General features: G+C 58.7%; 18 protein-coding genes and 2 pseudogenes. 8 read left to right on the forward strand and 12 right to left on the reverse strand.

What is annotated here, in order from left to right:
• Window positions 1-21 precede the first annotated feature (21 nt).
• The 6 genes from P5540_12545 to P5540_12570 all read right to left on the reverse strand — a co-directional run bounded on the left by P5540_12545 (window position 22) and on the right by P5540_12570 (window position 8,699).
• A complete protein-coding gene (locus P5540_12545; GenBank protein ID HRT65645.1) occupies window positions 22-1,830 on the reverse strand; it encodes a hypothetical protein in 1,809 nt (602 codons plus the stop codon).
• Between the two features lie 41 nt (window positions 1,831-1,871).
• Window positions 1,872-3,632: a tetratricopeptide repeat protein gene (locus tag P5540_12550; protein HRT65646.1), complete on the reverse strand. Its 1,761-nt coding sequence runs from the start codon at window positions 3,630-3,632 to the stop codon at window positions 1,872-1,874.
• A 340-nt stretch (window positions 3,633-3,972) separates the two neighbouring features.
• Window positions 3,973-4,680: a hypothetical protein gene (locus P5540_12555; protein HRT65647.1), complete on the reverse strand. Its 708-nt coding sequence runs from the start codon at window positions 4,678-4,680 to the stop codon at window positions 3,973-3,975.
• Window positions 4,677-5,342, reverse strand: a complete 666-nt coding sequence (gene nth, locus P5540_12560) for an endonuclease III (protein HRT65648.1) — start codon at window positions 5,340-5,342, stop codon at window positions 4,677-4,679. Before nth ends, P5540_12555 begins: the two co-directional genes overlap by 4 nt.
• Window positions 5,339-7,411, reverse strand: a complete 2,073-nt coding sequence (locus P5540_12565; protein HRT65649.1) for a sulfatase-like hydrolase/transferase — start codon at window positions 7,409-7,411, stop codon at window positions 5,339-5,341. Before P5540_12565 ends, nth begins: the two co-directional genes overlap by 4 nt.
• 259 nt (window positions 7,412-7,670) lie before the next feature.
• The gene (locus P5540_12570; GenBank protein HRT65650.1) at window positions 7,671-8,699 is read right to left on the reverse strand and encodes a DUF1559 domain-containing protein; all 1,029 of its coding nucleotides are present in this window, start codon (window positions 8,697-8,699) and stop codon (window positions 7,671-7,673) included.
• Window positions 8,700-9,106: 407 nt separating this feature from the next.
• On the opposite strand from P5540_12570, the gene P5540_12575 reads away from it, so the two are divergent.
• Window positions 9,107-11,890 (forward strand): fused MFS/spermidine synthase, encoded by a 2,784-nt coding sequence (locus P5540_12575; protein HRT65651.1) that lies wholly within the window; start codon window positions 9,107-9,109, stop codon window positions 11,888-11,890.
• A 100-nt stretch (window positions 11,891-11,990) separates the two neighbouring features.
• The gene (locus P5540_12580) at window positions 11,991-12,701 is read left to right on the forward strand and encodes a hypothetical protein (GenBank protein HRT65652.1); all 711 of its coding nucleotides are present in this window, start codon (window positions 11,991-11,993) and stop codon (window positions 12,699-12,701) included.
• Here the strand turns inward: P5540_12580 and P5540_12585 are convergent.
• Complete coding sequence (locus P5540_12585; protein HRT65653.1) at window positions 12,647-13,852, reverse strand: uroporphyrinogen decarboxylase family protein; 1,206 nt, start codon at window positions 13,850-13,852, stop codon at window positions 12,647-12,649. The genes P5540_12580 and P5540_12585 overlap by 55 nt on opposite strands.
• A gap of 178 nt (window positions 13,853-14,030) precedes the next feature.
• On the opposite strand from P5540_12585, the gene rpsT reads away from it, so the two are divergent.
• From rpsT to P5540_12615, 6 genes are all read left to right on the forward strand, one after another.
• Window positions 14,031-14,294, forward strand: coding sequence for a 30S ribosomal protein S20 (gene rpsT / locus P5540_12590; protein HRT65654.1), 264 nt, complete (start codon window positions 14,031-14,033; stop codon window positions 14,292-14,294).
• Window positions 14,295-14,468: 174 nt separating this feature from the next.
• Window positions 14,469-16,316 carry a DUF4091 domain-containing protein gene (locus P5540_12595; GenBank protein HRT65655.1) on the forward strand — a complete coding sequence of 616 codons (1,848 nt, stop codon included), beginning with the start codon at window positions 14,469-14,471 and terminating at the stop codon, window positions 16,314-16,316.
• A 261-nt stretch (window positions 16,317-16,577) separates the two neighbouring features.
• A complete protein-coding gene (gene scpB / locus P5540_12600; protein HRT65656.1) occupies window positions 16,578-17,183 on the forward strand; it encodes an SMC-Scp complex subunit ScpB in 606 nt (201 codons plus the stop codon).
• Window positions 17,184-17,187: 4 nt separating this feature from the next.
• Entirely contained in the window at window positions 17,188-17,910 is a 723-nt protein-coding gene (locus P5540_12605; GenBank protein ID HRT65657.1) for a pseudouridine synthase, read from the forward strand.
• The gene (locus P5540_12610; protein ID HRT65658.1) at window positions 17,907-18,947 is read left to right on the forward strand and encodes a sulfate ABC transporter ATP-binding protein; all 1,041 of its coding nucleotides are present in this window, start codon (window positions 17,907-17,909) and stop codon (window positions 18,945-18,947) included. Before P5540_12605 ends, P5540_12610 begins: the two co-directional genes overlap by 4 nt.
• A 103-nt stretch (window positions 18,948-19,050) precedes the next feature.
• The gene (locus tag P5540_12615) at window positions 19,051-21,894 is read left to right on the forward strand and encodes a hypothetical protein (protein HRT65659.1); all 2,844 of its coding nucleotides are present in this window, start codon (window positions 19,051-19,053) and stop codon (window positions 21,892-21,894) included.
• Window positions 21,895-21,902: 8 nt separating this feature from the next.
• Here the strand turns inward: P5540_12615 and hydF are convergent, their stop codons facing one another.
• From hydF to hydG, 5 genes and pseudogenes are all read right to left on the reverse strand, one after another.
• The gene (gene hydF, locus P5540_12620) at window positions 21,903-23,135 is read right to left on the reverse strand and encodes a [FeFe] hydrogenase H-cluster maturation GTPase HydF (GenBank protein HRT65660.1); all 1,233 of its coding nucleotides are present in this window, start codon (window positions 23,133-23,135) and stop codon (window positions 21,903-21,905) included.
• Window positions 23,132-24,568, reverse strand: a pseudogene (locus P5540_12625) (aspartate ammonia-lyase). The gene hydF and the pseudogene P5540_12625 overlap by 4 nt, the downstream one beginning before the upstream one ends.
• 71 nt (window positions 24,569-24,639) lie before the next feature.
• A pseudogene (locus P5540_12630) lies at window positions 24,640-24,963 on the reverse strand (four helix bundle protein).
• A 77-nt stretch (window positions 24,964-25,040) separates the two neighbouring features.
• On the reverse strand, window positions 25,041-25,295 hold the full coding sequence (locus P5540_12635; GenBank protein HRT65661.1) for a hypothetical protein: 255 nt from the start codon (window positions 25,293-25,295) through the stop codon (window positions 25,041-25,043).
• 32 nt (window positions 25,296-25,327) lie between these two features.
• On the reverse strand, window positions 25,328-26,734 hold the full coding sequence (gene hydG, locus P5540_12640) for a [FeFe] hydrogenase H-cluster radical SAM maturase HydG (GenBank protein ID HRT65662.1): 1,407 nt from the start codon (window positions 26,732-26,734) through the stop codon (window positions 25,328-25,330).
• Between the last annotated feature and the right edge of the window lies 1 nt (window position 26,735).

Here is a 26,735-nt window from a genome sequence, read left to right on the forward strand (position 1 = left end):
ACTCCCCGAAAAGCGGCCATCCTACGACGCCACCTCGTAGCGATAATTCCAGCGGCGATTGGGTGCGCTGTCTCCGTTGACGCCCAATTCGGACACATCCCCGAATCCTTGGATGTTATCCGCCCAGTGAAAATCAAAAGTCGGTTTTCCGGATTCCAAACCCAACAACGATCGCTTCACTCCTATCTCCATACCGTTGCCGTCCACGCGGTAACTGGCCGTGCCGGACGTCTTCCACGTTCCATCGTTCCACCTTTTTACGGTGGTCTCCTTTTCTCCTCGCACCTCCAAATTTACGACATAATCGTAGCCCAGCCAGCCGGTCCGTGCATCACAGTCGGAATCGAGAAGCAACAACATCCAATTTGGATCCGTGCAGGGAGTAATGGATGCCATTGTCTGGACGTAAAAATAAAGGGTATCCGTATCATGGGCGGCTTTCGCGATGACAAAATCGTTTCGTCCGGTATCGTTTCTATACGGCACGTTTCCGTAACCCGGATGATCACGATGCGTCACATCGCCTATCGTGTCCCGAAATTCAGGCGTGACATTCGTCCAGTCCTCGAAGGATCCGTCTATTGAGATTTTCGAGGGACCCGGCGACAAAGGACGCGCACGTACACCCTTGAATTTTCGTATCCAACTTGCCAGTTGGTAATAGTAATTGTCGGTGTGGCCTCCGCGCATCGGCTCACAGTCCCGGCTGTATTCCTGCGTGTACTGATCCACGAACAGGCCGCCGCGGTAGTAACAATCGGCATCGGTGTATTTGCTCCACTCCGTGTACCGACCGGCAATCCATTCATTCCAGCCGGTCACGAATACAAAGGCCGGATTCACTTCCAGCGCCCGTGTCCACTGTTCCTCGAAGTTCAACCCATGGTTCACGGCGTCCTTGCCCGGATCCTTTGCCCCCCCATGCCAACTGCGTCCCATGGCGCCGGCCTTGTGGCTCATCGGGGCGGGTCCGGGCGTCTTCGGAAGGGCGTTCTGGGCCACCCCCACGCTGATTTGCTCCGCTTCTCCCTTGCTGTTCCTAAAGACATGTTGCGGATACACCTCGAGCCAACTCCACTGGTCCGGACCACTCGGTCCATCCCAATAATCCGGCATGGGCCTCCGGAACGTAAAAAATTCCAAGACCGCCGAATCCTTGATAAAGTCCCGATTGGCCAGCAAGAGCGGCTTTCCATCCCATAAGAACCAAAGATCCCGCCACAAGCCGGGCTGGTAGAGATCCTGCCAAAGCCGCTCGACCACGGCGGTCGGATCCCAGAACGGAGTGATGAATCCAATGGCCGGCGTGCGAACGCCTTGTTGACGCATGGCCGTGTACTCCCGGCACAGGGCCTCGTATTCGTCTTTCCAAGTAAAGGGGGGATTTGTCGTGTCGAACAAAATCACATCCACCCCGGCGTCGGCAAGCATGCTGGCGTGCTTTCGAATCACGAAGGGATCCGTCATCCGGTAATAACCGAGTTCCGGTTCTCCCCAATGATGCGGCGCGCCGTTGTTCGGCCATTCGATGCGATCCGATTCACCGGCCGCGGCAATAATCTTTGTATTGTCGTTCGGACCGCCCGCATGCGGCACATGCCACGTCCAATAGAAAATGCCTACCCATTTTCCGGACTTGACCGGTCCGGTCTTTTCCAAATCCGGCTGAGTGCGTCCCAAGGCGTCGGTCGCCACCCACGTGTCCGCAAAGACATCGCCGTCCGTGTATGGTTTTCCGGCATATTCCCCGAAAGCGGCCGCGCAGGACAAGAAACACGCCAGCACGGCGGCATTCCAAAATAAAATGCCCACATGGTTTTTCAGTCGCATTTGCTTTTCCATCTTTCTCTCCGCGTTTCGTTGGGAAACGATCAGTCTTTTATCGTGTCACGCAGTTCGCGGGCCGGCGCATGATCGAGAACATTGGCAAGGTAGTCGCAGAGTTCCCGCGCCTCGTCGTTTCGTTTCAAGGAAATCAGGCATTCCGCGCGATTGTAGAGAATGCTGCGGTTGTTCGGAAATGCGGCATTTATGGCATCCAAAATACCCAATGCGCCGGCATAATCGCCCTTGAGATACGCCTCCCCCGCTTCGGCGTGAAGCCGCTGCGCCTCCCGCTTGTCCATGGCGTGTGGGGACCGGGCATGCCGCATTTCATCAAACCGGGCTGCTTCACGGCTGGCATCCCCCGACGCTGTTTCCGTCTCAGTCGCGGATTCAACCCCTTCTTTTCGATGAATCCGGGAAAGAGCGTCCTCGCAAGCAGAAACGCGCTTTCGGAGATCCCTCAGCGTTGACATGGCTTCCGACAACGTTTCGGAAACGATCTCTTTATGTCCGTCAAGGCCTTGTTGCAGACCGTCCAATCTCGACATCACTTCCGAAAGCGCGGCTTTTCCCGCTTCACGCTCCGCAGTCCGTTGCCGCGCCTCGTTCTTGACAGCCTCACGAAATTCCTTCAATTCGTTTTGGATAGACGGCAGCGCCCGGACGATGGATGCCAAGGCCTTGTCCGTTTCATCATGCCTTCGATTCAAGGCGTCCATGCCGGACTTCATGCCGGCCAGCGCGGCTTCGGTGGATTTCCTCGCCGGCGCATTCTGCTGGATTTCAGCCCGAAGCGCTTCTTCCTGCCGCGAAAGGCCCGTCTGGACCGCATCAATAGCCCGCTCCAGTTCCGTAAGGTTCTCGCTCATTTTGATCAGCGTCTGATTCAAGCGCTCGTCCTGGGTCTGAAGCGCCGTCAAGACCGCCTGTTCCGCCTCGCGTTCGGCATCCCGTTTCCGGGCTTCCATCTGAAGATCCTTGCGCAAGGATTCGAAATCCTTCCGCAACGCGGCCGCCGCCTGGTCCAATTCCGCGATGGCATCCCGGTCTTTTGCAAGCGCCTGGGTCAAGGGAACCAATTGGGACTCCCAGGCGGCCATGGCCTTCTTCGCTGCGGCGCGATCATCGTCACGCTGCACATTTGTCGCCTGAACGGCTTCCTGCACGCGCGCGGCATCCGCTTTCAACGTTTCGATTGTACGGACAATCTGGGCCATGCCTTGCTGCATCTCGGCCTGGGCCTGTTTCAGCGGCATGATCTCGGATTGGGCCGCCGCCAGTGCAACTTCGCCAGCCTCGCATTCCGCGTCCCGCTGCAGGGTTTCCTCGGCATACATCTCCCGTTGAGATGCAAACTCCCGCTTCAGTTCATCCACGGTTTTGCCGATTTCCGACATGAAATGCCGCCATCGGGTTTGCGCTTCATTTTGTGCCTCGGCCCGCGAAGCGCAATCGGCCGCTCGATCCGCCTCCCGCCGCAATTGCAGATCGTGCAGGGCATTCTCCTGCCGGCGTAATTCGTCGCGCAACATTTCCACCATCTTGAAGTTTTCTTCAAGTCGCGACCGCGATTCAGCCCGCAGATCGTCCAATTCCGCCCGGATGCGATCCTGCATGCCCCCAATCAAATCCACAAGGCCATGATAGACCCTCATGGCCTCGCCGTCTTCCCCGGTCTGAACGCCCAATTCGCCTGGGACCGTGGAATCGTCCGGCCCATGGGCCTGAGTTTCCCTATTTTTACGCCCGGTCTCGCTGCGTAGTTGTTCCTCAACCCGCTTCAATGCATCCAGAATCGTGCTCACGGCGACTCGGTTCCTCCCGCCTCGAGGCCTTGCCTTCCCAATCCCTCCAGGGAAGGCAAACAAACCCTCCCCGATTGCTCATAGGTCTTTCCGGTGCGGCAATGGTAGCAGGTCCAGTCACGCCATGCCAGCAAATCCCCGCAACAAAAATTCGCACATAACGAGGAGGGTCGGTGCTCTCGCTGACCGGCAGTTACGCAAAGAACCCTGATTGGGAAGCGGCGCACGAGGACGCGCGCCCTCCAAACTATCCCGCGATCGTGCTTCTTCCAGCGAAACGTGTACGAAGAGCATGAAAAACGACCATCCGCATCTCGCTTGCCGATTGTGTCCGCGAGCGTCAGGCCAGCACGAGGAAGGCAATCAGTTCCAATTCAATCGCAAGATGGGCCAGAAAAGGCAACAGAACGTTCCGGCGGCGCAGTGCCCATGGCGTGAGAATCATGGAAAAGGCCGCCATACCGACCGCTTCGATCAGGGGTTTCTGTAAATGATAGACGAATTCGAACAGGGGCGCCAACAGCCATCCCCATCGCGGCCAGCGTGCGTCAAGCGGTCTCAACAGGAAGCAGCGATGCAGGAATTCCCAACCGACAAGCCATGAAAAGGTCCAGATAATCTGATGCGCCGCAAACGACCACTTGGCGGACGCCGTAATGTGCGAGAGGCTTCCATACGTGTTGCGCAGGCTGGGAAACAGCGGAATGGCCAATACGGCCAGCGCGCAGATCGCAGCCAACGCGCACAAGACAGCCACGTCAATCTTTTTCCACCGGGCCACGCCGAACCAACCCCAGTCGAATCGCCGAAAGCTTATTACAAACGGCACAATGAACCAAAATGCCAGTTTGAACCAATCCGCCCCGCTACCCGAATGCCATAAAAACATCCGCCAGGCTATGGGCGTTCGGACATCATGCACCGCCAGCGTGTCCACCGCGAGAACGAACGCGGTATAAATAATCGCGAACGCAAGCATCCACGGCGAACCGGCGCCGTCGGGCATGGTTTCCCGCGTCGCTTTGGGATTGGACTGCGCGCGTTTCATCGGGCGGCGTTCCGCTCGCCGAATGGACAAAGGGCGATTATCGCGCATTCGCCGCAGCGCGGTTTTCGGGCATGGCACACCGCCCGCCCGTGGAAGACGAGGCAATGGGAGAATTGGGTCCACGTCTCCCGCGGCCAGATCCTCATCAGCTCGCGTTCGATGATGACCGGATCCATGCTTTTCGTGAAACCCAGGCGGTTGCCCAGGCGAATGCAGTGCGTATCCACGATGACCGACGGCACCCCGAAACATTGCCCAAGGACGCAGTTGGCGGTCTTGCGGCCAACGCCGTCAAGGGCGACAAGTTCCTCCATCGTGCGCGGCACTTCTCCCCCGTGAACCTCAATGATACGGCGACAGGCTCCGACGATGCTCTTGGCCTTCTGTCGAAAAAAACCACAGGTGCGGATGGCGTTTTCCAGTTCTTCCCGAGGCGCCTCGACGTAGTCCCACGGCGTTTTGAATCGCTTGAAAAGCGTCTTGGTGACGATGTTCACGCGGGCGTCCGTGCATTGCGCCGCGAGTATCGTCGCCACCAACAATTGAAGCGGGGAACGATAGGTAAGCGAACACGTCGCCTCCGGATACAGTGCGCGTAATCGTTCATAAACGGCCGCCGCCCGTTCACGTTTTGCCCGTAGTGTTTGCTTGAATGTCGTCAAGGTTGCGAACCTTTCTTTTTGAGGTAATCCTCCAACCGCGTCCTCAGGCGCGCGGTCAGATCTGGATTTCTGGCGGACACATCGGCACACACACCCAGTCGCCGCGCCTGAAGCGCATCATAGAGTCCCAAAACGGCGCCCGAATCTGTCGTTTCTCCTGATCCAAATGCCATGCGTCCCGATTGCCATGTCAGCCGCCAGCGATCAAAACGGATGGACAAGGCCAGCGGGGAACCGGACATGGATACGGGCGTTTTTTTCAGGGGTCCGGGCAGAAGGTTCTCCCCGTCCATTTCAATGCTTGAGGCCGTGCCGGCTAAGGCAAGAAGCGTTGGGGCGAGATCTTCAAGCCCGATCGGATCGGGTCGTTCGGTTTTTTTGATGTCGGTCCCGTGCAACCATAACGGAACATGCAACGATCGTTCGGAAAGGCCGGCGGCGGACGCCATTTGGGGCTCCGTGAAAAAGTCGTATCCGTGGGAAGATGTCACAGCTGTCACCGTGGATTTACCCGCGTCGGAACTACGTATCGCCTGCAAAAACGATCCCAGACAATGATCCACATAGGCAAGGGCGCTGTCGTAAGCGTCAAGCGTCGTCGGATTTTCCACGCCCTTCGTAAAACCCGGCGCATACCGTTCGCGCCACTGAAAATTCCCCAGTTCGCGCAAATGCACAAAGACAAAATACTTCACACCGGCATGGGCTAAAATCCACGATTGCGCCTTGTCGAGGATCGCGGCGCTATCCGCGTCCGGCGAAGGCTGCGAGGAATCCAATAGTAGAAACCCACGTTCAAGCCCACTGGGCATTTCACCATCCGTAAAGGCCGCCGTGGCGTATCCTTTTTCCAAAAAGATCTCCGCGATCGTGCGCAGACCATCCGGCAGCGGCCCGGCGCGACGGCCAAGAAATCCGTGCCGAAGCGGATTCACGCCTGTCAGCACGGTTGCGCATGCCGCCGCAGACTCCGGCGCGGGCGTGTAGGCGTTACTGAACAACAAGGCGCTGTGGGCCAGCCGGTCAAGCAAAGGCGTCGTGCCGCGCTTGTAGCCCAAGGCCGACACATGATCCGCTCCAAGGGCGTCCACGACAACGAGGACAAAGTTTGGCCCGCCTCCCGGCGCGCGCTCCTCCTGCACATGAGGCCCCGCCACGAGCAAACACCGGTCCATGGCCGCCGAGGGGCGAATGCCCAAATGCCGCTGCCATGCCGGCGCTTTGTGCGATTCCCAAAACACAAGGGCTTTCGTCTGATTTTTGGGAATCTGGTCCACCGGCAGACGCACCTCCGTCCAAGCGTCTTGGGCAAGAGTCGCGGAAACTGTCACGCGGTTCTTTTTGCCGAACTCGAACGTCACATACGCGCGCGCGATCCGTTCGGCATCGTCAACCGCATCGGGGGCAAAATCGGGCGCGCCCTCTTCCGGACGGGCAAGCAACAAAGCCAAGGCGCCACCGGACCGCCCCCCCCACTCGACCGGAATCGCCGCACGCTCCGGTGTCAACCGCGCTGTTGCATATTGCCCGTTAATGACATGGCGCGCCGTTTGTGAAGGGGCCATCGCCTGTCGGCTTTCCGCCGCCCGCAACCATGCCGATGAAAGAAATACCGAGCCGCCCATGCAGATGCCGCCGCACAACAACCACGCCAACATGGGAAGCCGACCCGCCGGTTTGCCGCGAATGGCCGCATAGAAACTCGCCAGTTTCAAAAAACCGTGCGCCGCGACAAAACCGCCCAGAAAAATGAACAACGCGAATTTTTGCAACGCGGGATGCGGCCACGGAACCGGCAGATGAAGCAGGTACGGCACAAAGCTCAACGCCGCCAGTTGCGACAGCGCCTCGCCAAACAACGGCGCGCGCGATCGGGTCGGAAAGAGCAGCCGCAGTCCGGCCATGTAAAACAATTGCAACGACGCAAAGGCGCAAGCCGCGCCGCCTGCCGCTGTTGCCGACATGTTCAATCCGTGAATATAGCCGTATTCGCCGAGGATCTGGCTCGCCATCAACCCCGCCAAACCCGAAGACAACACAAGCGCCGCCACATAAAATACAATAGCCATTCCGATTTCCAATCGTTCAACGACGGCGCATTCTATCAAATTGGATGGGAAAGCCAAGAATCGGATCCAACGACCCTTCTGCGCTTATGTCCCTTGTGTTTTTTCCCTTCGATGCAATCCCTTGTGCCGGAAATCAAGGCCCCTCCATCGCATTCTTCAAAGCGGACCGGCCGCAATATCCCAATCAAGGGCAAGAAATAAGTAAAAAAAGGGCGGAAACTCGCGTTTCCGCCCTTCGCAACCGATGTCGCGTGCGTTTTTACGGCATGCCCTGCATGTCGTTCACATCCAGGGTCGCGCCGATCACGCGGGCCAAAAGCGGGCTGACCGGCCAAATGTTCGGGTACTTCAGGAATTCGACGTGACCGTCCATGTACAACACATTGCTGCCGCCCGGCAGATGGTTGAAGGCCAAGCCGCCCTGCGTGCCGTTCCAGTCCGCCATAATGGACAGAACGCTCTGCGCCTGAGTCGTGGCGCCCGGATTGTTGATGTCGGTGATAAAGAAGCGCTCGATGCCTTCGCGCAGGCGATACACCGTGTAGGTGTCGCTGACTTTATAGTCCTCATCAAGCTTCTTGCGGTTCGCCGCCACTTCGGCATGACTCACCCAGTTGGCAATATTAGCGACCGCCGAAGCAAACGCGCCCGCATTGGGCTGCAGAGCCGACTTGCTGTCCAGCCAGCTGACAATCGCCGCCAAACCGCCGCCGCCGTTCGGATCCGGATCTTCGGTGCTGTCCGTGACATAAGCCATGTAAATCGCCCAGCCGAAGTAAATGTAGCTGTTCGTCCGATGGCTGGATTCGCACGGATAGAACTCGGTGTTCTTCACACCGGTGGTCGCCGTCGAAGTATTGACCAATTGCTTGCCATCGAAGACCTGCGGCAGGTAGTCGGCTTCATTGTACTTCTTGGCGACATTCGTGCCACCCACCGATGACGGACACAGCGTGACCGCCGCATCGGTCAGGTATTCGGGATAAAGCTGGTTCATGTTGATCGTGAACCCGCCTCGGAAAGCCGAACCCGGAATGCTCGGATCGGCAACCGAACCATAAAGCCCCGCCGCGCACCCGATGTAGGCCAAGGTTGGGAACGACATCTGCCGGTTCTCGTTCACGTACATCTTGCAGACAACGCCCATCTGCTTCAGGTTGTTCTGGCAGCTCGAACGACGCGCCGATTCGCGCGCGCGCGCCAACGCCGGAAGCAGGATCGCCGCTAGAATGCCGATGATCGCGATCACGACCAGCAATTCAATCAGTGTAAAGCCACGTTTCTTCATTGCAAGTAATCCTCCTTGAATTTTGATTGTTCGCGTCCAGTCAAATCAATGCCACAACCTATCACTTCAACTTCAACTACCCGCCAACGCCTACGTTGCCGCCACGTCACCTCCTTTCACTCCTTTACGCCCATAAACACCACTCACTGCCCGGTGTCTCTCTCATATTTCCGACGTCATTATACCAGTTTTCCCAAAAAATGCAAGCAGTTTTTTTTACTGGGAAACATTTAGAAACAATTTTTGTAAACAATTCCGTATCAATATCTTACATATAATCCTGCCCGGATTTTGGAGATTCCTGAGCGCACAAATTCTGCTCGCCGGCTTTGACTCTGTTCCATTTCTCGAGGCATGATACGTCCCGCACATTGTTTTTTTTACGGCATTTATATTTCGGAGTCCAAATGCTGATATTTGGCATGAATCCCCTTGTCGTTGCCGCCGCCATCCGCCGTCATCGGCAGGCGGCCTGCGTGGCCGTTCTGTTTCTGATTTCTGGCGCTACCGGTCTAGTTTACCAAGTCATTTGGACACGTAGACTCATTCTGCTGTTCGGAACCACGGCCCACGCCGTAAGCGCGGTGCTTGCGGTTTATTTCGTGGGGTTGGCCTTGGGAAGCCTTTGGGGCGGACGCCTGGCCGACCGTACGCGTGTTCCGCTGTTATGGTACGGATTTTTCGAGATGACCATCGGCGCATGGGCAGCGGGATTTTTGGCTTTTTCCAATTGGTCGGAATCCGTCGTTGCGCCGCTCCTGCGGCACGCGGCAGCGTCGCCCCATGCGGGCATCGCGTTGCGCGCCGGGCTGGCACTGGCCTTTCTGGCCGTCCCCGCCACACTCATGGGCGCCACCCTCCCCTTGCTGGCGCGTTTTGCCGCGGGCGATGAACGCACGCGGGGCATGCGCATCGGCGCGCTGTACAGCATCAATACGTTTGGGGCCGTAGCGGGTTGCGCCGCGGCCGGCTTCTGGCTGCTGCCCCGATTCGGCTATTCAGGCGCCACATGGATTGCCGCGGGAGGCAATGGCTTGGTGGGCATTGCGGCCTGTTGGCAGGGATGGGGAACGCTCCTGCCCGGAAACTTCGCGGGGACACCGGGAACCCCGGTAACGGGAAACCGGAGGGCGCGATACATCCTCGTGGCGTTCGCCCTTTCGGGCGCCTGTGCGCTGGCTCTCGAAGTCATTTGGACCCGCCTGCTCACCGTCGTTTTTCTGGGAACCACCTACGCATTTACCACCATGCTTGTGTCGTTCCTGTGCGGGTTGGCCGCAGGAAGCGCCGCCGGCGCGGGGCTTTCCGGACGGATACGGAATCCGCTGTTGGCGTTCGGCTTGGTCGAAGGGTTGGCCGGCATTGCGTGCGTGGCTCTTTTACCTCTGTTTGCGGCGCTGCCCGAAAGGTTGCACGCAATGCAATTGGACGCGGGCCTTCAGTGGGAAGGCATCGTTCGCGCCAAGTTTATCCTCTCGTTCCTCGTGCTGTTTGGTCCTACCTGTTTGTTTGGGGCGACCTTTCCGTTTGCCGTGCAGGCCTACCGGCGCGCGGGCATCGGCGGCGATGTGGGAAGACTTTATTCGGCCAACACGCTGGGCGGCGTTGCAGGTTCGCTGGCGGGGGGATTTCTGCTTATTCCCCAACTCGGCGCACATCGGGGCCTTGTGGCCATCGCCTGCCTATTGGCGGGGATTGGCCTTTTCCTGGTTATGACCGCCCAAAACGTTTCCCTTACGCGCAAGTCCGTGCTTGCGGGCCTTATGGCGGCCTTGATGGCTATGGCCATGCTTCGCGCGCCCGACAACGTCGCCTACGCGCTGAATGCCGGGTATTTGCCCAAAGGCGATCGCCTCCTGCACATGCGCGAGGGTGTGGAAGGCGTCGTCGCGGTCAGCGAACCGCCGGACAACGCGTCGGAATCGAACCGCGTTTTGTGGATCAACGGCGTTCAGGCTACCGCCTCGATCGAAAAGGGCGTCAAAATGAACCGTTTTCAGGGCGTACTGCCGCTCCTTTTCGACCGGGACCCGCGCCTGGCGCTGTTCATGTGTTTCGGATCGGGCATCACATGCGGCACCCTGGCCCTTCACGATTTCGACCGAATTGACGCGGTCGAAATTTCCAAAGACGTCCTCGACGCCGCGCCCCTTTTCGCAAAAGACAACTGCCGGGTCCTCTCCAATCCGCGGGTCCGGTTCATCGTGGACGACGGCCGCAACTTTCTGCTCACCGCGCGCGACCGGTACGACGTGATTACCTTCGAACCGATGCCGCTGGCGCTGGCGGGCGTCTCGGCTTTCTACACGAGGGAATACTATCGCCTGTGCCTCGACCGGCTTGCGCCCGGCGGCCTGGTGTCGCAATGGGTGCCGCTTCATAGCCTCGATCCGGATATTGTGCGATCGTTGATCGCGACTTTCGCGGCTGTGTTTCCGGAATGCTGCGCATGGTTCATCAATGCCGATCTGTTTCTTGTCGGTTCAGACCGTCCCCTCCAAATTGATCCGGCACGCGCCGCCGGACGCCTTTCGACTCCCGACATTGCCAAGGCCCTTGCCGAAGTCGGACTCGACGATCCGGTGGAAGTGATGAGTTGCTTCTTCATGTCAAAAGAAAAAATACAGGCCTATGTCCGCGGCGGAACCATCATGACGGACGACCGGCCCTGGGCGGAATTCGAGGCGCCGAAACGCGTCTTCGCCCGCACGGTGGACAAAACACTCGAACAACTCGAACCTTATTTTGAAAGCCCGGCGATTCTGCTCGCCGCAGACGGTCTGCCGAATGAAAGACTGCAACAATTCGACGTGGCGCTTGGCAGGCGACATGCGGCGAAAGCGGAGGTGCTCAAGGGATTGAAACAATATTACGGAGGAACGTTCGGTTCGCGTCCGGAAACCCATTTCAAGCAGGCGCTAGCCATCGATCCGGACGATCGGACGGCCCGGTACTATCTCAAGGAAGTAACCTTCGCGCGCATCTCGACCTTCCGGGCCTGGAAAGAACTGGACAAGGCCGTCGAATCGGTCCAGGATGCCCTGCTCTACGCACCGTATCTACCGGAACTTCAACTCGCCCTCGCCGATCTCTATCACGACATGAACCGCGCAGAGGAAGCACGCGCCGCCTACCAGGACTACCTCGCTGCCGGCGGGAAAGATCCGCGCGCCGTCGAACGCGCAAAATGATTGCTTGCCCCGTAGCCGCGCCGTCTTTTTGAATCACCGCGGCGTGTGCGCCAATCATAAAATCCGGCAGCGGGTGTATTTTCACCCCGCGGCGTCGCCGGTGCTTCAGATAGCATTTGCCGGCCCAAAATGCCGCTTCGCGTGGTATGTCGTGAAACTCGAAGATATCCGGGGTCAAAATTTCCTCGAGTTCCTCGATTTGGGCGAAACCTATGGAAATCTCGGCGTAGATGACCGCGTTCAGTATTATACCGCCGCTATTGGCGGCTTTTGCGATCATCCCCGAAAACCATTCAAACCATTGGGAATCCCGGTTGAACACGTCAAGGAAAACACAGGAGTCCACCATAACCGCCATCTACCCATCTCCGCGCGTGAGCCGCATAATCTGGTCCGCCGTCATCTTGACGGTGCTCTTTCCCGCCATGCGCCGCGACGCTCCCCACCGAATTCGAGGATGCAAGCCGACCCTTCACCTGGCGCGAAACAGAGGGTTTTCGCCGTTCCTCGCCACGAGCCAGCCTTTCTCAACGCTCCACACGCATTCCGAACGGGCATGGGCGCTCCACGACAATATAAGCGAGAACGAGACAACAGTGGTGAAAATCAAGCGGAACGTGAAGACTCCCCGCTTTTCCGGGAGGAATACAGGGAAACGTCTATTATCGTGAAAAAAGTTCCCCCGATAATTGACTTTTTGGGCAGAAATAAGCGCATCAAGATTATTTCCCTGGCACAATTCGGATTCCTGTCTGCTCAGTATTTCGGCGTGCCGCCGACGTGGAACCATTCGCGTTTCCGGTCGAGATAATGCAGATAATTTGCGAGAGACACGTTCGCGGGCACGCGATGATCCACACCCGGTATGAATGCACCCTGTTCGACGTATGGACGCAATCGTTCCAGTTCGCGATCGATGGCCTCCTTCGATTCGGCCAATTTCATCTTGCACATCCCGCCCCAAATCCGTACGCGCTTGCCGTATCGTTCCCGCAACAGAACCGGGTCCGTTCCCGCGTGGACCTCGACCGGAAACATCGTGTTCAGCCCGTTGTCCAGAAAGGTTTCCACGATCGGCATGAGATTGCCGTCCGTGTCTGTCGTGTAGACGCAACAGCCGTGCGCCGTCAGCACGTCGGCGATGCGCCGGTACCACGGCCCGGCTGCCTCCCGGAAGAAATCCGGCGACACGATCGGCCCCTGATTGAAACAAATGTCCTCCCAGCCCATGCAGAAGTCCACCTGGATTTTCGGCAAGGCGCGTTCAAGCACGCCCACCGTGCAACGGCCGAACGCATCAATGATTTCGCGCAGCAGGTCCGGGTCTTCGTACTGCATGATGGCGATGCCCTCGAATCCGATCAGGTTACGCGCGATACCCACCATGCTGCCGCCGAACACGCCGACCGGATTTGGACTCTTTCGCAGTTTCTTCACGGACTTGTCCAAGTGCTCGTAACGTCGCGGATCGTCGGGATCGAGCGCCGCCTTGAACGGTTCCCACGACGCACGGTCTTTGACAGGGAACGAGATGAAATGCGGGATGGACTTGTGGCCTTGCTTGTTGATTTTCGCCACGCACCCGTAACCGTCCTGGTAAATGAGGTAGTCATCTGTTTCCTCGAGCGTCTTGTGCTCACAGACGGCAAAGGGACTCGAATTGACGTTGATCATGTCCCAATGCTCGATACCGAAATAGTCGTAGGCCGCTCCCTCGTCCTTGATGTCCTTCGGCAGCCCCTGATCGTGCCAGGTCCTCAACGTCTCTTCCCAATAGCCAAATTCGAAATTCGGCAACGTGTCCACTTCCTGATAAAACATCGTCCGCCGGAAACGTTCGCGCAACGTCATCCTGCGCCCGCGCGGTCGCGCCGTCGCCTGGGGTTCCCTCGCCACCGCCGTCCCGATATCCTCGAAATCCATGCCGTCCGCCTTTCTCTTGTCATTACCTATCCAGTGCATCCTATCACGCCGCGCTTTCGCTTCAAAAGAATCACGGAGTCCCGTACGGCGGCAATAACGCCGTTTGAATATGCCGAGACGTGTCTGCTACACTAGCGCTTCGTTGGACAAAGTAAGCCCCAGCAGAAATCGCCGTTGATACAACGGCGCCGCGGAAAGTCCGCTTCAAGGAAGAATCATGGCAAATATCAAGTCGTCGAAAAAACGAAACATAACGAACGAAAAACGCCGCCAGCGCAACGTGGCCGTGAAATCGCGCATGAAGACGCTGGTCAAACAGGCCGCCGACGCCATCGCCTCGAAGGATGCGGCAAAGGTCAAAGATTCGCTGCCCAAGGCCCTGTCGGAAATCGATCGAGCCGCGTCGAAAGGCGTCATCCACCGAAACAGCGCGGCCCGTAAGAAATCAACCCTTCAACGCATGGCCGGATCAGTGCAATAAACGAACAGGCATTCAAAAACCGCGGGCGCTTTTTGCGTTCGCGGTTTTTCTTTTTTCCCGAACGCATGCAAGGCCACTGAAAGAAAATCCTTTCAATCCGGCGACACAGCATCTTGCGGTTTTGCTTGCATAAGGCTGCTGGAGACCACTACTCTGTTCCAGGAGGGAAAAACGATGAAAACGGTTTTGACGATCATGACGGCTTTTGCATTATCCACAACCGCTTTGGCCGAAGTGACAGAGTGCATTCTCTTTGATCGATCATACGGGGAAACGGTTCCGGGTTCGACACGCGAAGTGGGTCTCTGGTGGGCCTCGTCGGGCTGGAAGGTCGCCCAGGATCGCCCGATGCCGTCGCGCCGGGGCAAGGCCATGGCTCTTGCAATGGCCCAAAATGAAACCGAAGCGGCCCAACTCGTCGTAAGGCCTGTGAAGGATCTTTCGGGCTTTACCGCCGTTTCATCCAGCCTTGCCGGACCGGGCAGCGCCTCGATCCCCGCCGATTGCGTCGAAATTCTGCGCGTGCGCTATGTCAACATTCAGCGCAAGACGGATATTTCAAGCGCGCTGGCCCCATGGCCGGATCCCCTGCCGCCCTTCAAAGGCCCCATCACGCTGGCCGCCAATATCAATCAGCCGCTTTGGGTCCGGATTCATGTCCCGAAAGACACCGCCGCAGGCGAGTACACCGGCCACATTGAACTAAACGCGAACGGATACAACGCGCGCGTTCCCCTCAGGGTTCGCGTGTATGGATTCGCGCTACCCGACCGGATGACCTGCGAAACGGCTTTTGGATTCGACGCGGGCGCCGTTTATCAGTATCAGGGCCTTGCGAACCCCGAAGATCGCCCGTTCGTTCTCGACAAGTATTGGGCCAGCATGGCGGCGCATCACATTTCTCCTTACAATCCCGCACCCAACGCCGGATTGCAGGTCCAATGGACCGCGCTTGCTCCGGAAGACGCCGCCCATTTGCCCGAACCGGATCGCACGCTACTCATGAACAACCCGCTGACGCCGGTATTCGACTGGGCGCCATGGGACGCGGAATTACAGCGCGTGTTCGATCAATTTCACTTTCACGGCATGCGCCTTGGGTTGCCGGGCATGGGCAATGCCGCCATTCAAGGATTCAAGCCGGGCACGCCGGAACACAGCCTCGCGTTTACCGCGTATTGCCGCGCCATGCAGGAACATCTGCGCGAAAAAGGCTGGCTCAACGGCGCATACGTCTATTGGTTCGATGAACCCACGACACAGGATTATCCTTATGTTATGGAATCGTTCCTGCGCCTGAAAAAGGCCGCGCCGGACCTTCGCCGCATGCTGACGGAGCAGGTCGAGCCGGAACTCGTCGGCGGCCCCAACCTCTGGTGCCCTCTCACATGGTTCTACAAACACGAGAAAACGCTGGAACGACGGGCCGCGGGCGATCATTTCTGGTGGTATGTGTGCACCGTGCCCAAGCAGCCCTACTGCGGCCTGTTCATTGACCATCCCGCCACGGATCTACGGGTATGGCTGTGGCAAACGTGGAAATACGACATCGAAGGCATCCTGATCTGGCAAAGCAATCTCTGGACGACCCGGTGCGCCTACCCCGACGAACCGCAGAATCCCTACGAGGATCCGATGTCGTGGGAACACGGCGGAACCGTCAAGAAAGGCGAGAAGCGCCCGTGGGGCAACGGCGACGGACGGTTCATGTATCCGCCCGAATCATGCGGAAATGCGAACCCGCCCGCGCCGGTCCTGGAAGGACCGGTTGACAGCATCCGCTGGGAAATGCTCCGCGACGGCATCGAGGATTACGAATACATGGCCATACTCAAGCGCCTGATCACCGATCGCCGCACCGTCCTTCCCCCTGCACACCTGAAAAAATACGAAGCGCTGCTGACAGTTCCCGAATCCATCACCAAAGATCTCAAGACCTACACCAAAGACCCCGCCCCCATCGAAAAACGACGCGACGAACTCGCAAGGGCCATTGAACAATTGCAATCCAAGGGCGCCTGAGCGCATTTGCCGTTCATTGCTTTCCGGGCGGGTGCGCCGGTATACTCGCAATGGGGAAAAGGCACAGGTGTAACCGGTGTAAGAAACAGCAGGTACAATGGTTATCGTGACGGATTCCCGGAAGCGGGAAGGTGAAGATTTCGATGCCGGCCAATGAAAATTCCGGCGAAAAGACGTGTTTGAAGGAAATCGCGCCGCGCACGGCTGCATGCAGATGATCGGAAACGTTGAATCGAACCTGAATCCAGGACTGAAACGGATATGGCAGAAGACGAACTGAACGAGCGGGAAGAGCAACTGGAAGAAGAACCGTCCGAGGATCTCGAACCGGTCGAAATGCTGGGACGCGACGAGACGCGGCAGGCGATCTGGGCGATGTTGTTCGCGGCGGATCGCCCGTTGAGCATCGGCCGGCTCGCCGAAGCGCTGGGCGGTATCGATCCGGACATTGTGGCGAACATGCTCCAGGAATTGCGCGAGGAACTCGACGGCATGCACGTGCCGTTTTTCCTGCGGGACATCGCGGGCGGCTATCAACTGCTCACGAAACCGGAATATGCGCCTTTCATCCGCCGCCTATTTCAGATCAAGCGAAGCAAGACTCTATCGAAAGCCGTGCTCGAAACCTTGGCAATCATCGCCTACAAGCAGCCGGTGACGCGGGCCGATGTCGAGGCGATCCGCGGCGTCAGCGTATCGTATGCCTTCGACACGCTTCAGGAAAAACGCCTCATCAAGGTTTCCGGCGTGGCTGAAACGCCGGGACGCCCCAAACTGTACCGGACGACGGACGAGTTTCTCGTTCATTTCGGTATGAAGAGCCTCAAAGAACTGCCTTCGATTGAGGAACTGCGGGAGATGAGTTGACCCGGTGATGCGACTCCAGCAATACCTTGCCCGGTGCGGCGTAGCCTCGCGGCGCGCAGCGGAAAAACTTATCGAAGAAGGCCGCATCGAAATCAACGGGCGCGTGGCGGTTCTGGGCGAAAGCGTCAATCCCGCCTCGGATATCGTCACGCACAACGGACGCCGCGTGCAGGAAGAACGGTTTGTTTACATCCTTCTCAACAAGCCGCGAAATGTGGTTACGACCGTGGCGGACACCCATGGCCGCCGGACGGTTCTCGATGGCCTGCAAGGCGTTTCGGCCCGGGTATTTCCGGTCGGGCGGCTGGATATGGACGTGCAGGGGGCCTTGTTGTTGACGAACGACGGCGAACTCGCCTACCGTCTGATGCATCCAAGCTTTGAAACTCCGAAAGTCTATCTCGCAACGGTTCGAGGCCGCGTGCTTCCGGAGACGGTTGCGCGAATCGAGCGCGGCATCCTGTTGGAAGACGGCCCGACGGCGCCCGCGCAAGCGGTCATCGTCCACGCGAGCGCGCAAGTTACGACCTTGCGGCTGACGCTGCACGAAGGCCGCAAACACGAGGTCAAGCGAATGTGCGAAGCCGCCGGGCACCGGGTTGTCGAACTGCGCCGCGTTTCGTTCGCCGGCATCACGACACGCGGGTTGCGTCCGGGACAATGGCGTTACCTGACCGATGAAGAAGTGGCCGCCCTGCGGCGCTTGACGGGAAAGACGCAGCCATGAGCATCGAAGTCCGCAACGTATCCAAGCATTTCGGCGATTTCGCCGCGCTGAAAGACGTAAGTCTTCGCGTCGAGGCGGGTGAACTGGTGGCCTTGCTGGGCCCGTCGGGTTCGGGCAAGACCACCTTGCTGCGGATCATCGCGGGCTTGGAAACGCCGGACAGCGGCAGCGTATTGCTCGAAGGCGAGGATGCGACCGCGCAGCAGGTGCAGCAGCGGCGGGTCGGGTTCGTGTTTCAGCATTACGCCCTGTTCAAACACATGACCGTCTACGACAATGTCGCCTTTGGACTTGACGTAAGGCCGCGCCGTTCGCGTCCCTCTAAGGCGGAAATCGCCGAAAAAGTCATGAAACTCCTGCGCTTGGTGCAACTCGACCGGATTGCCTACCGCCGTCCGGCCCAGTTGTCGGGCGGACAGCGGCAGCGGGTTGCGCTGGCGCGGGCGTTGGCCGTCGAGCCGAAAGTCTTGCTGCTCGACGAACCGTTTGGGGCGCTCGACGCGAAGGTTCGCAAGGAACTGCGCCGGTGGCTGCGGCGGCTCCACGACGAGATTCACGTGACCAGCGTGTTCGTCACCCATGATCAGGAAGAGGCGCTCGAAGTGGCCGACCGCGTCGTCGTCATGAACGAGGGGCGCATCGAGCAGACAGGCCGCCCCGCCGAGGTCTATCATTCGCCGGCGAACGCCTTTGTCTACAATTTCCTCGGCGACGTCAACCTGTTCCACGGCCGCATCGAAAACGGACAACCCCTTATCGGCGCGACGGCCGCGGGCGGCGCCGAGTCCGCCCTGGTGTTCGTGCGCCCACACCTGCTCGATATTTCGCACGATTCCGCCGACCCGAACCGCTTTCGCGCCTGCGTCAGTCATGTAAACCCCGCCGGTCCGGCCGTCAAGGTCGAACTGATCTCCGAATGGGGTGACCCGGTCCAGGTAAACCTGACACAGGAACGCTATCAGGAACTCAAACTCGAATGCGGAATGGACGTTTACCTCGTACCCAAAGAAATGCGCGCCTTCCCGAACCGTCCCTGAGTGCGTCGCCCGATGAATAGGCCCGCATGCCGAACGGTTTGCAGGGTGCGGAAATAAAAACGGAAACGGCAATGGCCACGAATCCGGAGTGGGAAGATTTTCGATGATTGCCCGGTGTTTCTTGTCAAGGCAAAACCGCATCGAACCTTATCACGGTCGTTTTTTCGAGTATTGGCCGCCCGTTTTGCCCGCGATGCCGCTGCTGCTGTTTTCCGTGCTGGTTTGCCTGCCGTCCATGACCCATGCCCAGCGCGCAATCTCCCTTGATCTCGCGTCCGGGTGGGAACAGCGCACCCAAGGCGCGTGGCGCATGCGTTTCGATCATCGCGCCCTCTTGGTTATGCGCCATCCGTGGGAGGAAAGCCTGAAAGGCAGTTCGGCGTCGCTTTACCGGGAAGTTTCCGTTCCCCCCGATTGGCGTGAACCGATTTCGCTGGCCTTTTACTGCACGGACGACTACCAGGCGGAAGGCATTGTGCCGGATGGTTCCTGGCTGACCGCGGAAGGCTTCCTCGGGCATCGTTTCAAACAGATCCTCGTGGATGGCCGGGTCGTATGGAGCGCCGATGTCGCCGATCCCTGCCCCCACGGCACGCCGGATGGCCTCCGTATTCCGTTGCCGGTAAAGCCCGGCCAAAAATTCCTGCTGACCCTGCTGGCCTACGACGCCTTGGATTCGCGGACCCTGTCCGACAAGGATTTCTATCAACCGGGCGAGTCCGGCAAGACGCGCCAGGAAGATCCCAACGCTTTCCGGTTCCAGACGCATATCTATTGGGGCGATGTGGCGCTTCTCGAAGAAGGCGCGGAATGGACTCTTGGCAAGCGCCCCTCCGAAAAGGCCGTGAACGCGTTTCACAGGGACCATTGGCCCTTGCCCCCTTTCGCTGAACCGTGGGCCGGTCCCATTATCCTCAACGTGTCGAAACCCGCGGGCATCCCGAAGGAAGGTTTTCCAGCGCGTTGCGGTATTCCCGTTCACCCCGGAAAAGTGGCGGATGTTCACGACGCCATTCTTCGCGCGGATCGGAAACGAATCCCGGCAAACCGAACCGTCTCCAGCCAATGGCCGGACGACTCCGTGCAATGGCTGCTTTTCGATTTTCCAGTCTATCCGGACACCAACACGGTCGAATTGGCCTTTGTGACGGAGGAAAAAGGCGGGGACGCCTCTGGACAAATCAAGCCCTTGAATCCGGGAATCGCCGTCGAGGCGGGCGAGGTTCGTTTCAATTCCCTGCCGGATTTCATGCTCGATTCCGTGCGTTTTAGGGAAACGACAGCGATTACGCACGCGCACTTGACCGCCGTGGTCGAAGGGGAGGAAATTCGGGCGGCGACGGAATCGTTCAGCGTTATTGATGAAGGCCCATTTCGTTACACCGCCTTGACGGAAGGACGAATAGACAACGAAAATAGAACATATGCCCATTATCGCATGTATATTTCGGCATACAATAAACTTCCGTATCTTCTTTGCCGCCTGCAACTGATCAACGACACCAGCAAACCATTGCCCTTGGCGGGTTTGCGGATATCCTTCACCTTTCCGGAAAATCCGTCCGAACCCTGCGTGCCAAGCGGTCCCGTAGGCGGTGAATTCACGCTACGACAGATTTCTGAAACCGATCGCCGTTTGAACGGGGCCCCCGTCAATCCCAAGTCGCCGTTTTTTGTGGCATGGAAGGGCGGCGCAGTCGCCATGCGGCATTTCCGCGAACTTTACCCCAAGTCCGCCAGTCTCAAGGACAAGACGCTTGTCATTGACCTTGTGGCGGCTGAATCCTCACCAATCGTCTTCACACCGGGCGAAGCGAAAACCCACGAGGTATGGCTTGCCTTCGGAGACGTGGAGCCAGCCGCCTTTTCAGCGGCGATTTCCGTGCCGCCCGTACTGCAAAACCCCGCGTATTTCTGCTCGACCGGCGCTTTCGGCCCGGCTTGGACCTCGGATGTGTTTCCCGCCCTGCGGGACTATACCGAAACGGCGTACTCCGGCAAGACGTGGGAGGATTTTGGCCAGAAATTCGGCATCCGCGATTTCCCGGATTCGCCGTACTTCGGCGGTTTGCCCAAATGGAACAACAATTACTACGAGCGGATGCTTGGGTTATGGTCGGAATGGCTCATAAGCGGCGATCGCGCATGGTTCGACCGCGCATTCGAGGTTTGCCGTCATGTAGCCGACGTGGCCATTATCCGCTGCGACATCCCCGGCAAGGATTGGCGGGGCGCCCTTCACGGGCCGGGGGAAAACCATGTCGCCGGACCGTGGCATCCCAACCTGCGCACGGAAGGACTCGCATGGTTCGCCCATTTGACCGGCGAACCGGACATTGATGAAGCCGTCGTGTCCGCCGCCGACTACTGCATCCGCGTTCATGCGGCCATGGACAATCCGAGCGTTCGCGATCACGCCGGTCCGCTCGATGCCGTCTATTCGGCCTTTGCATTGACCGGCGACCCAAAATACATGGACGAAGAAGCCGTGCGTGTCAAGCGGATTCTCGAAATCATGGATGTCCGCCGAGGCGCATGGGCCGAAACGCACGGTTCGCGTGTCTACAAGGGCAACGTGCCGTGGATGATGGCGCAACTGGCCCGTCCCCTCCATCTCTGGTATCGGGCGACCGGTGACGTGCAGGCCGCACAGGCGCTGGTGGGAATGGCCGATGCCATTGTGTGCGAAAATACCGACTGGGACACACCCGGCGCCGTGGCCGGCTATTCGCACAATCCCCGCTACGCGCCATCGTCCAATTACGACCTGATAATCCTGCCTGTGATCTTTGCCGCGTATGAACTCACCCAGGACACTTTTTTCCGTGATGCCGCCTTGGCGCAATGGGAACGGCTGAATCGTGAAAAAACCTTCGATTCCCCCCTCAATTGTTTCTGGAACGTTCCCTGGCTGATGCACTGCCTCAAGCGGCATGCCGCAAAATGAACCCGTTATCACGCGCGTTTTCGTTTGACGAGTTCGAGCGCGGCGGGAAAAGGCTCAAGGGCGCGTTCGAAGATGCCCAGGCTGTAGGCAATGGCCAGTCCGTAGTTTGTCGAGGGGATTCCGGCCTGCCGGCAGCGCAGAAGGCGCCGGAGCATCTCTCGCCGGTTGATGGTGCATGCGCCGCAGTGGATGACAAGTTTGTAGGACGAAAGGTCTTCGGGAAAGTCGTGGCCGCGGACATGGTCAAATTCGAGTTTGCCGCCTACGTATTGCGTGAGCCAGCGCGGGATCTTGACGCGGCCGATGTCTTCCCCGATGGGATGATGGCTGCATGCTTCCGACACGAGGATACGATCGCCGGCCCTGAGGTCTTCGATGGCAAGCGTTCCCTCGACTTGCGTGAGCAGATCGCCCCGGAAGCGCGAAAACAGGATGGAGAAACTGGTCAGCGGCACATCGCGGGGCGTGTCGGCGGATACCTTCAGAAAAGCCTGCGAATCGGTTACAACGAGTTTGGGCGGTTTCTTGAGCCGGTCGAGCGCGGCGCGTAGTTCACGTTCCTTGACGACCATGCAATAGGCGTCGCTGTCGAGCAGATCGCGAATGGACTGAACCTGCGGCATGATGAGGCGGCCCTTGGGCGCTTCCTTGTCTATGGGAACGACCAGCACGGCCATTTCGCCGGGGCCGACGAGGTCGCCGAGAATGGTCGGATTGTTGACGAAATCGTCGGGCGCGTTGTCGAGCAGCGCCTGGCGGAAATCGAGGATCCCCTTTCCCGCGGAGGCGGCGGTCATGACGACGGGGATGTTCCTTGCGCGTAGACGTTCGAGAATGTCGGGCGGCGGACTTTCGATGTCCACTTTGTTGAACACCGCGATACAGGGCGTCTTGCGCTCTTCCAATTCACGCAGAATTCCGTCCTCGAACTCGCCCCAGACGGGCGCCTCGGCGACAATTACGCCCAAATCCGTGCGATCGAACACCTGGCGCGTCTTCTGCACACGCAGTTCGCCGAGCGCCCCGACATCGTCCAAACCGGCGGTGTCAATGAAAAGCACCGGGCCGAGCGGGAGCAGTTCCATCGGTTTTTCGACGGGATCGGTGGTGGTGCCCGCGTGATCCGATACGATCGAAACCTGCTGCGCCGTGATGGCGTTCAGCAGGCTCGACTTGCCGACGTTGCGGCGTCCAAACAGGCCGATGTGCAGGCGAAAACTCTTGGGCGCGGCCATGCTCATTGCGTGGAACCTTTTTCCTGTCGTGGCGGGATGGGTATGCTCGATCCGAGCCGGCAGACGGCTTCGGGGGTAATGAGTTCGTTGAAAGCATCAGGGTCGAGACGTCCGCTGCCGACGACTATCTCGCGGATCGTTCGACCCGTGGCCTTGGCTTCTTGAACGACGGCGCATGCGCCCTCATACCCGATTGCGGGCAGAAGCGCCGTGGCAATGGCGGTCGATCCTTCGACGTGGGCGCGACACCGCGCCTCGTCGGCCTCGATGCCCTCGACGCAGTGTGTGCGCAGGATCTCGCACGATCGCGAAAGCAGATCGCAACTGTCGAGCAGGCACAGCGCGATCAGCGGCATGAACGCGTTGAGTTCGAGGCTGCCCGATGCGCAGGCTGCGGCCAGCGTGGCGTCATTCCCCATCACGAGCATGCCGGCTTGCGTCACGGCTTCCGGAATCACGGGATTGACCTTGCCGGGCATAATGGAGGAACCGGCTTGACGTTCCGGCAAACGGATCTCGCCGAATCCCGCCTCCGGCCCCGATGACAGCAGACGCAGGTCCGAACAGACTTTGATGAGCGACGTGGCGCACGCTTTCAGAATACCGGAAACCTCGACAAACACATCCGTGTTTTGCGTGGCTTCGACGAGATTTTCCGCTCGGGCAAAACCGATGCCCGTGATTTCGCGCAGGGATTCGACCACACGGAAAATATAGGTGCGCGGGGCGGCCAAGCCGGTGCCGACCGCCGTGCCGCCGAGATTGACAACGCGCAGGCGTTCCTCGCATTTGTAAATGCGCCAGCGGTCGCGGTTGAACGCCTCGGCATACGCGCCCATTTCGCGTCCGAGCGTCGTGAGCACGGCGTCCTGGTATTCCGTGCGTCCGACTTTGACGATGTGGGCGAAGGCCTTTTCCTTTTCTTGAAATGCTTCCTGTAATGCGAGTACGCGGGCTTCGAGTTCGTGCAGCAGGCGGATGGCCGCGAGACGCAACGCGGTCGGGTACGTGTCGTTCGTGGATTGGTGCCGGTTCACATCGTCGAGCGGCGAAACACGGCGATAGTTGCCGCGTGGTTCGCCAAGCAAATCGAGGGCGCGGTTCGCGATGACCTCGTTGACGTTCATGTTGAGGCTTGTGCCGGCCCCGCCCTGAAGCGCATCCACGACGACGTGCCGGGTCAATTCGCCCGATGCCATCTCACGGCATGCGCGCACGATGGCATCGGCCTTTTGCAAATCGTCATCCCAGACGCCCATGGCCTGATTCGTCAGCGCGCACGCGAGTTTCACGTCTCCGTATGCGGCCACAAGCGCCGGATGCGACGGCCGCCCCGCCAAGGGAAAATTTTCACTCGCGCGCACGGTATGCACGCCGTACAATGCTTCCGCCGGTACGGGCTTCTCACCGATCAGGTCGCGCTCTACGCGATATGTCGAACCTTTCGATGCCGTGGCTCAATCTCCCAATAGTGGTTGGTGGTTGGTGGCTGGTGGTTGGTGGTTTGGCGTTATAATTTCCTTTCAAGCGCTCGAATCAGGCCGTTCAAAAGACGGCCAACGGTTTCCGTGCATTCTCGAATTTCGGCATGTTGTGCCGGGGCGAAAAAGGCCAGACGCCTGGCGATTTCCGCTTGGGTTCGCACTTCCATTAGAGAACCGCGCGCCATCGAAAGACGATTGAGAAACTCTTTCGTGGACCGGCGCCCCTGACCTTCCGCAATGTTTGAAGGAACGGATATCGCAGCCCGGCGGAGCTGGTTCGTCAGACCGTATATCTCGCCCCTTGGAAATGATCGCGTGTGATCGTAAACAAGCGTCACCAATTCCATGGCCTGTTGCCAAACTTCCTATTGTTCGTGATGCGTAACCGTCATTCCCGGTCTCTTGCCAGCCACCAGCCACCCAATTCTCAGTGTTCAAAAACCATTTTCTTCACTTCGATTCCATCAATGGCGGCGAGTTTATCGGCAAGTTCGAAACAGACCGCTTCATCTCCGTACATTTCGAGCAGGACGATGCCGTTGGGCGAACAGACGTTCTCGACTTCGTGCAGGCCAAGGCGGGTCTTGATGTTGCAGCCGTACTGCGAGAAGAGTTGCTGGACTTCCGCCACTTTGCGAAGCCGGTCGGTGATGTGCACGCCCAGAATGATATGTTTGTTCATTGCGGTTTCTCCATGTTGCCGGTTGGATGGTTTCAGCAAAACACGTCGCGCTTTCCTTCGCGCACTTTAGCCAAAAGTTTTTCAGATGTATTTCGCTGCCGATCATTCATGCGCGCGAGCGTCTCGGCAATGAGTTTTTCGCCGGCCTCGCGCGTTTCGGGCGACGCGTAGTCAATCAAGTACTCTTGGAACGTGGACAAAGCATTCGGATCGCAGTGGTTTTTGATGTCGCCGGGCTTGGCCATGTCCATGAAGTCCTGGCCAGTCCGTCCGAGGCGGTAGCAGGCGGTGCAGAACGACGGAATATAGCCGAGCGAGGCCACGTCGCGGATGACCTCGTCGAGGGAACGGTGATCGCCAAGCGAAAATTGCTCGCTGACGGCAATGGGATCGCCTTCGGTGTAGCCTCCGGGATTCGTTCGGCTGCCCGCGGAAATCTGCGACACGCCGAGCGCAAAGGTTTCGCGGCGGATGTTCGCCGTTTCGCGCGTGCTCATGATGATCCCCGTGTACGGCACCGCCAGACGGAGGATCGCGACAATCTTGCGGAAATCGAGGTCGCTGACGGCGTGCGGCGGATGCAGGGCGATGTCGGAACCCGTCGCCGGTTCGAGGCGCGGCACGCTGATTGTGTGCGGTCCGACACCGAAACGCTCCTCCAGATGGGCGATATGCTGCATCATGGCAAGGATTTCGAAACGCCAGTCGAACAGTCCGAACAGGACGCCGATGCCGACATCGTCAATGCCGGCCTGCATGGCGCGGTCCATGGCGGTCACGCGCCAGTCGTAATTCTTCTTCTTGCCGCCGATGTGCATCTTGGCATAGGTTTCGCGATGATACGTTTCCTGGAAAAGCTGGTACGTGCCGATCTTGGCCGCTTTGAGTTGCCTGAACTCGTCGAGCGTAAGCGGGGCGACGTTGGCGTTGACGCGGCGAATCTCGCCGTTGCCGCTTCGCGTGGCGTAAATCGTCTCGATGCTCCGGAGGACATACGAAAAGCCCTCCTCCGGATAGGATTCGCCCGCGACAAGGAGCACGCGCTTGTGGCCCTGTTCGACGAGCACCTTGATTTCGTGCGCAATCTCTTCCTGTGAAAGCGCACGGCGTTTCACAGCCTTGTTGCGTGCCCGGAATGCGCAATAGAGACATTCGTTTCCGCACAGGTTGGAGATGTAGAGCGGGGCAAACAAGACAAGCCGCTTGCCGTAGATTTCTTCTTTGACCTGCCGGGCCGTGGCGAACAACTCGCCCAGCAGTTCCGGGTCGCTGATCGCCATCAGCACGGCCACATCGGAAGCCGGAAGCCCCTTGAGCGTCTTTGCCTTGGCGAGAATCTCGCGCACGCGCGCGCCGTCATGTCGAGCGCCCGCTTTCAGTGTTTCCTCGATTTCGCCTTCCCGAATGGGAACGGCATCGGGATTGGCAGTGGTTTCCATC

The sequence above is a fragment of the Candidatus Hydrogenedentota bacterium genome, from assembly GCA_035450225.1.
GTDB lineage: Bacteria > Hydrogenedentota > Hydrogenedentia > Hydrogenedentales > SLHB01 > DSVR01.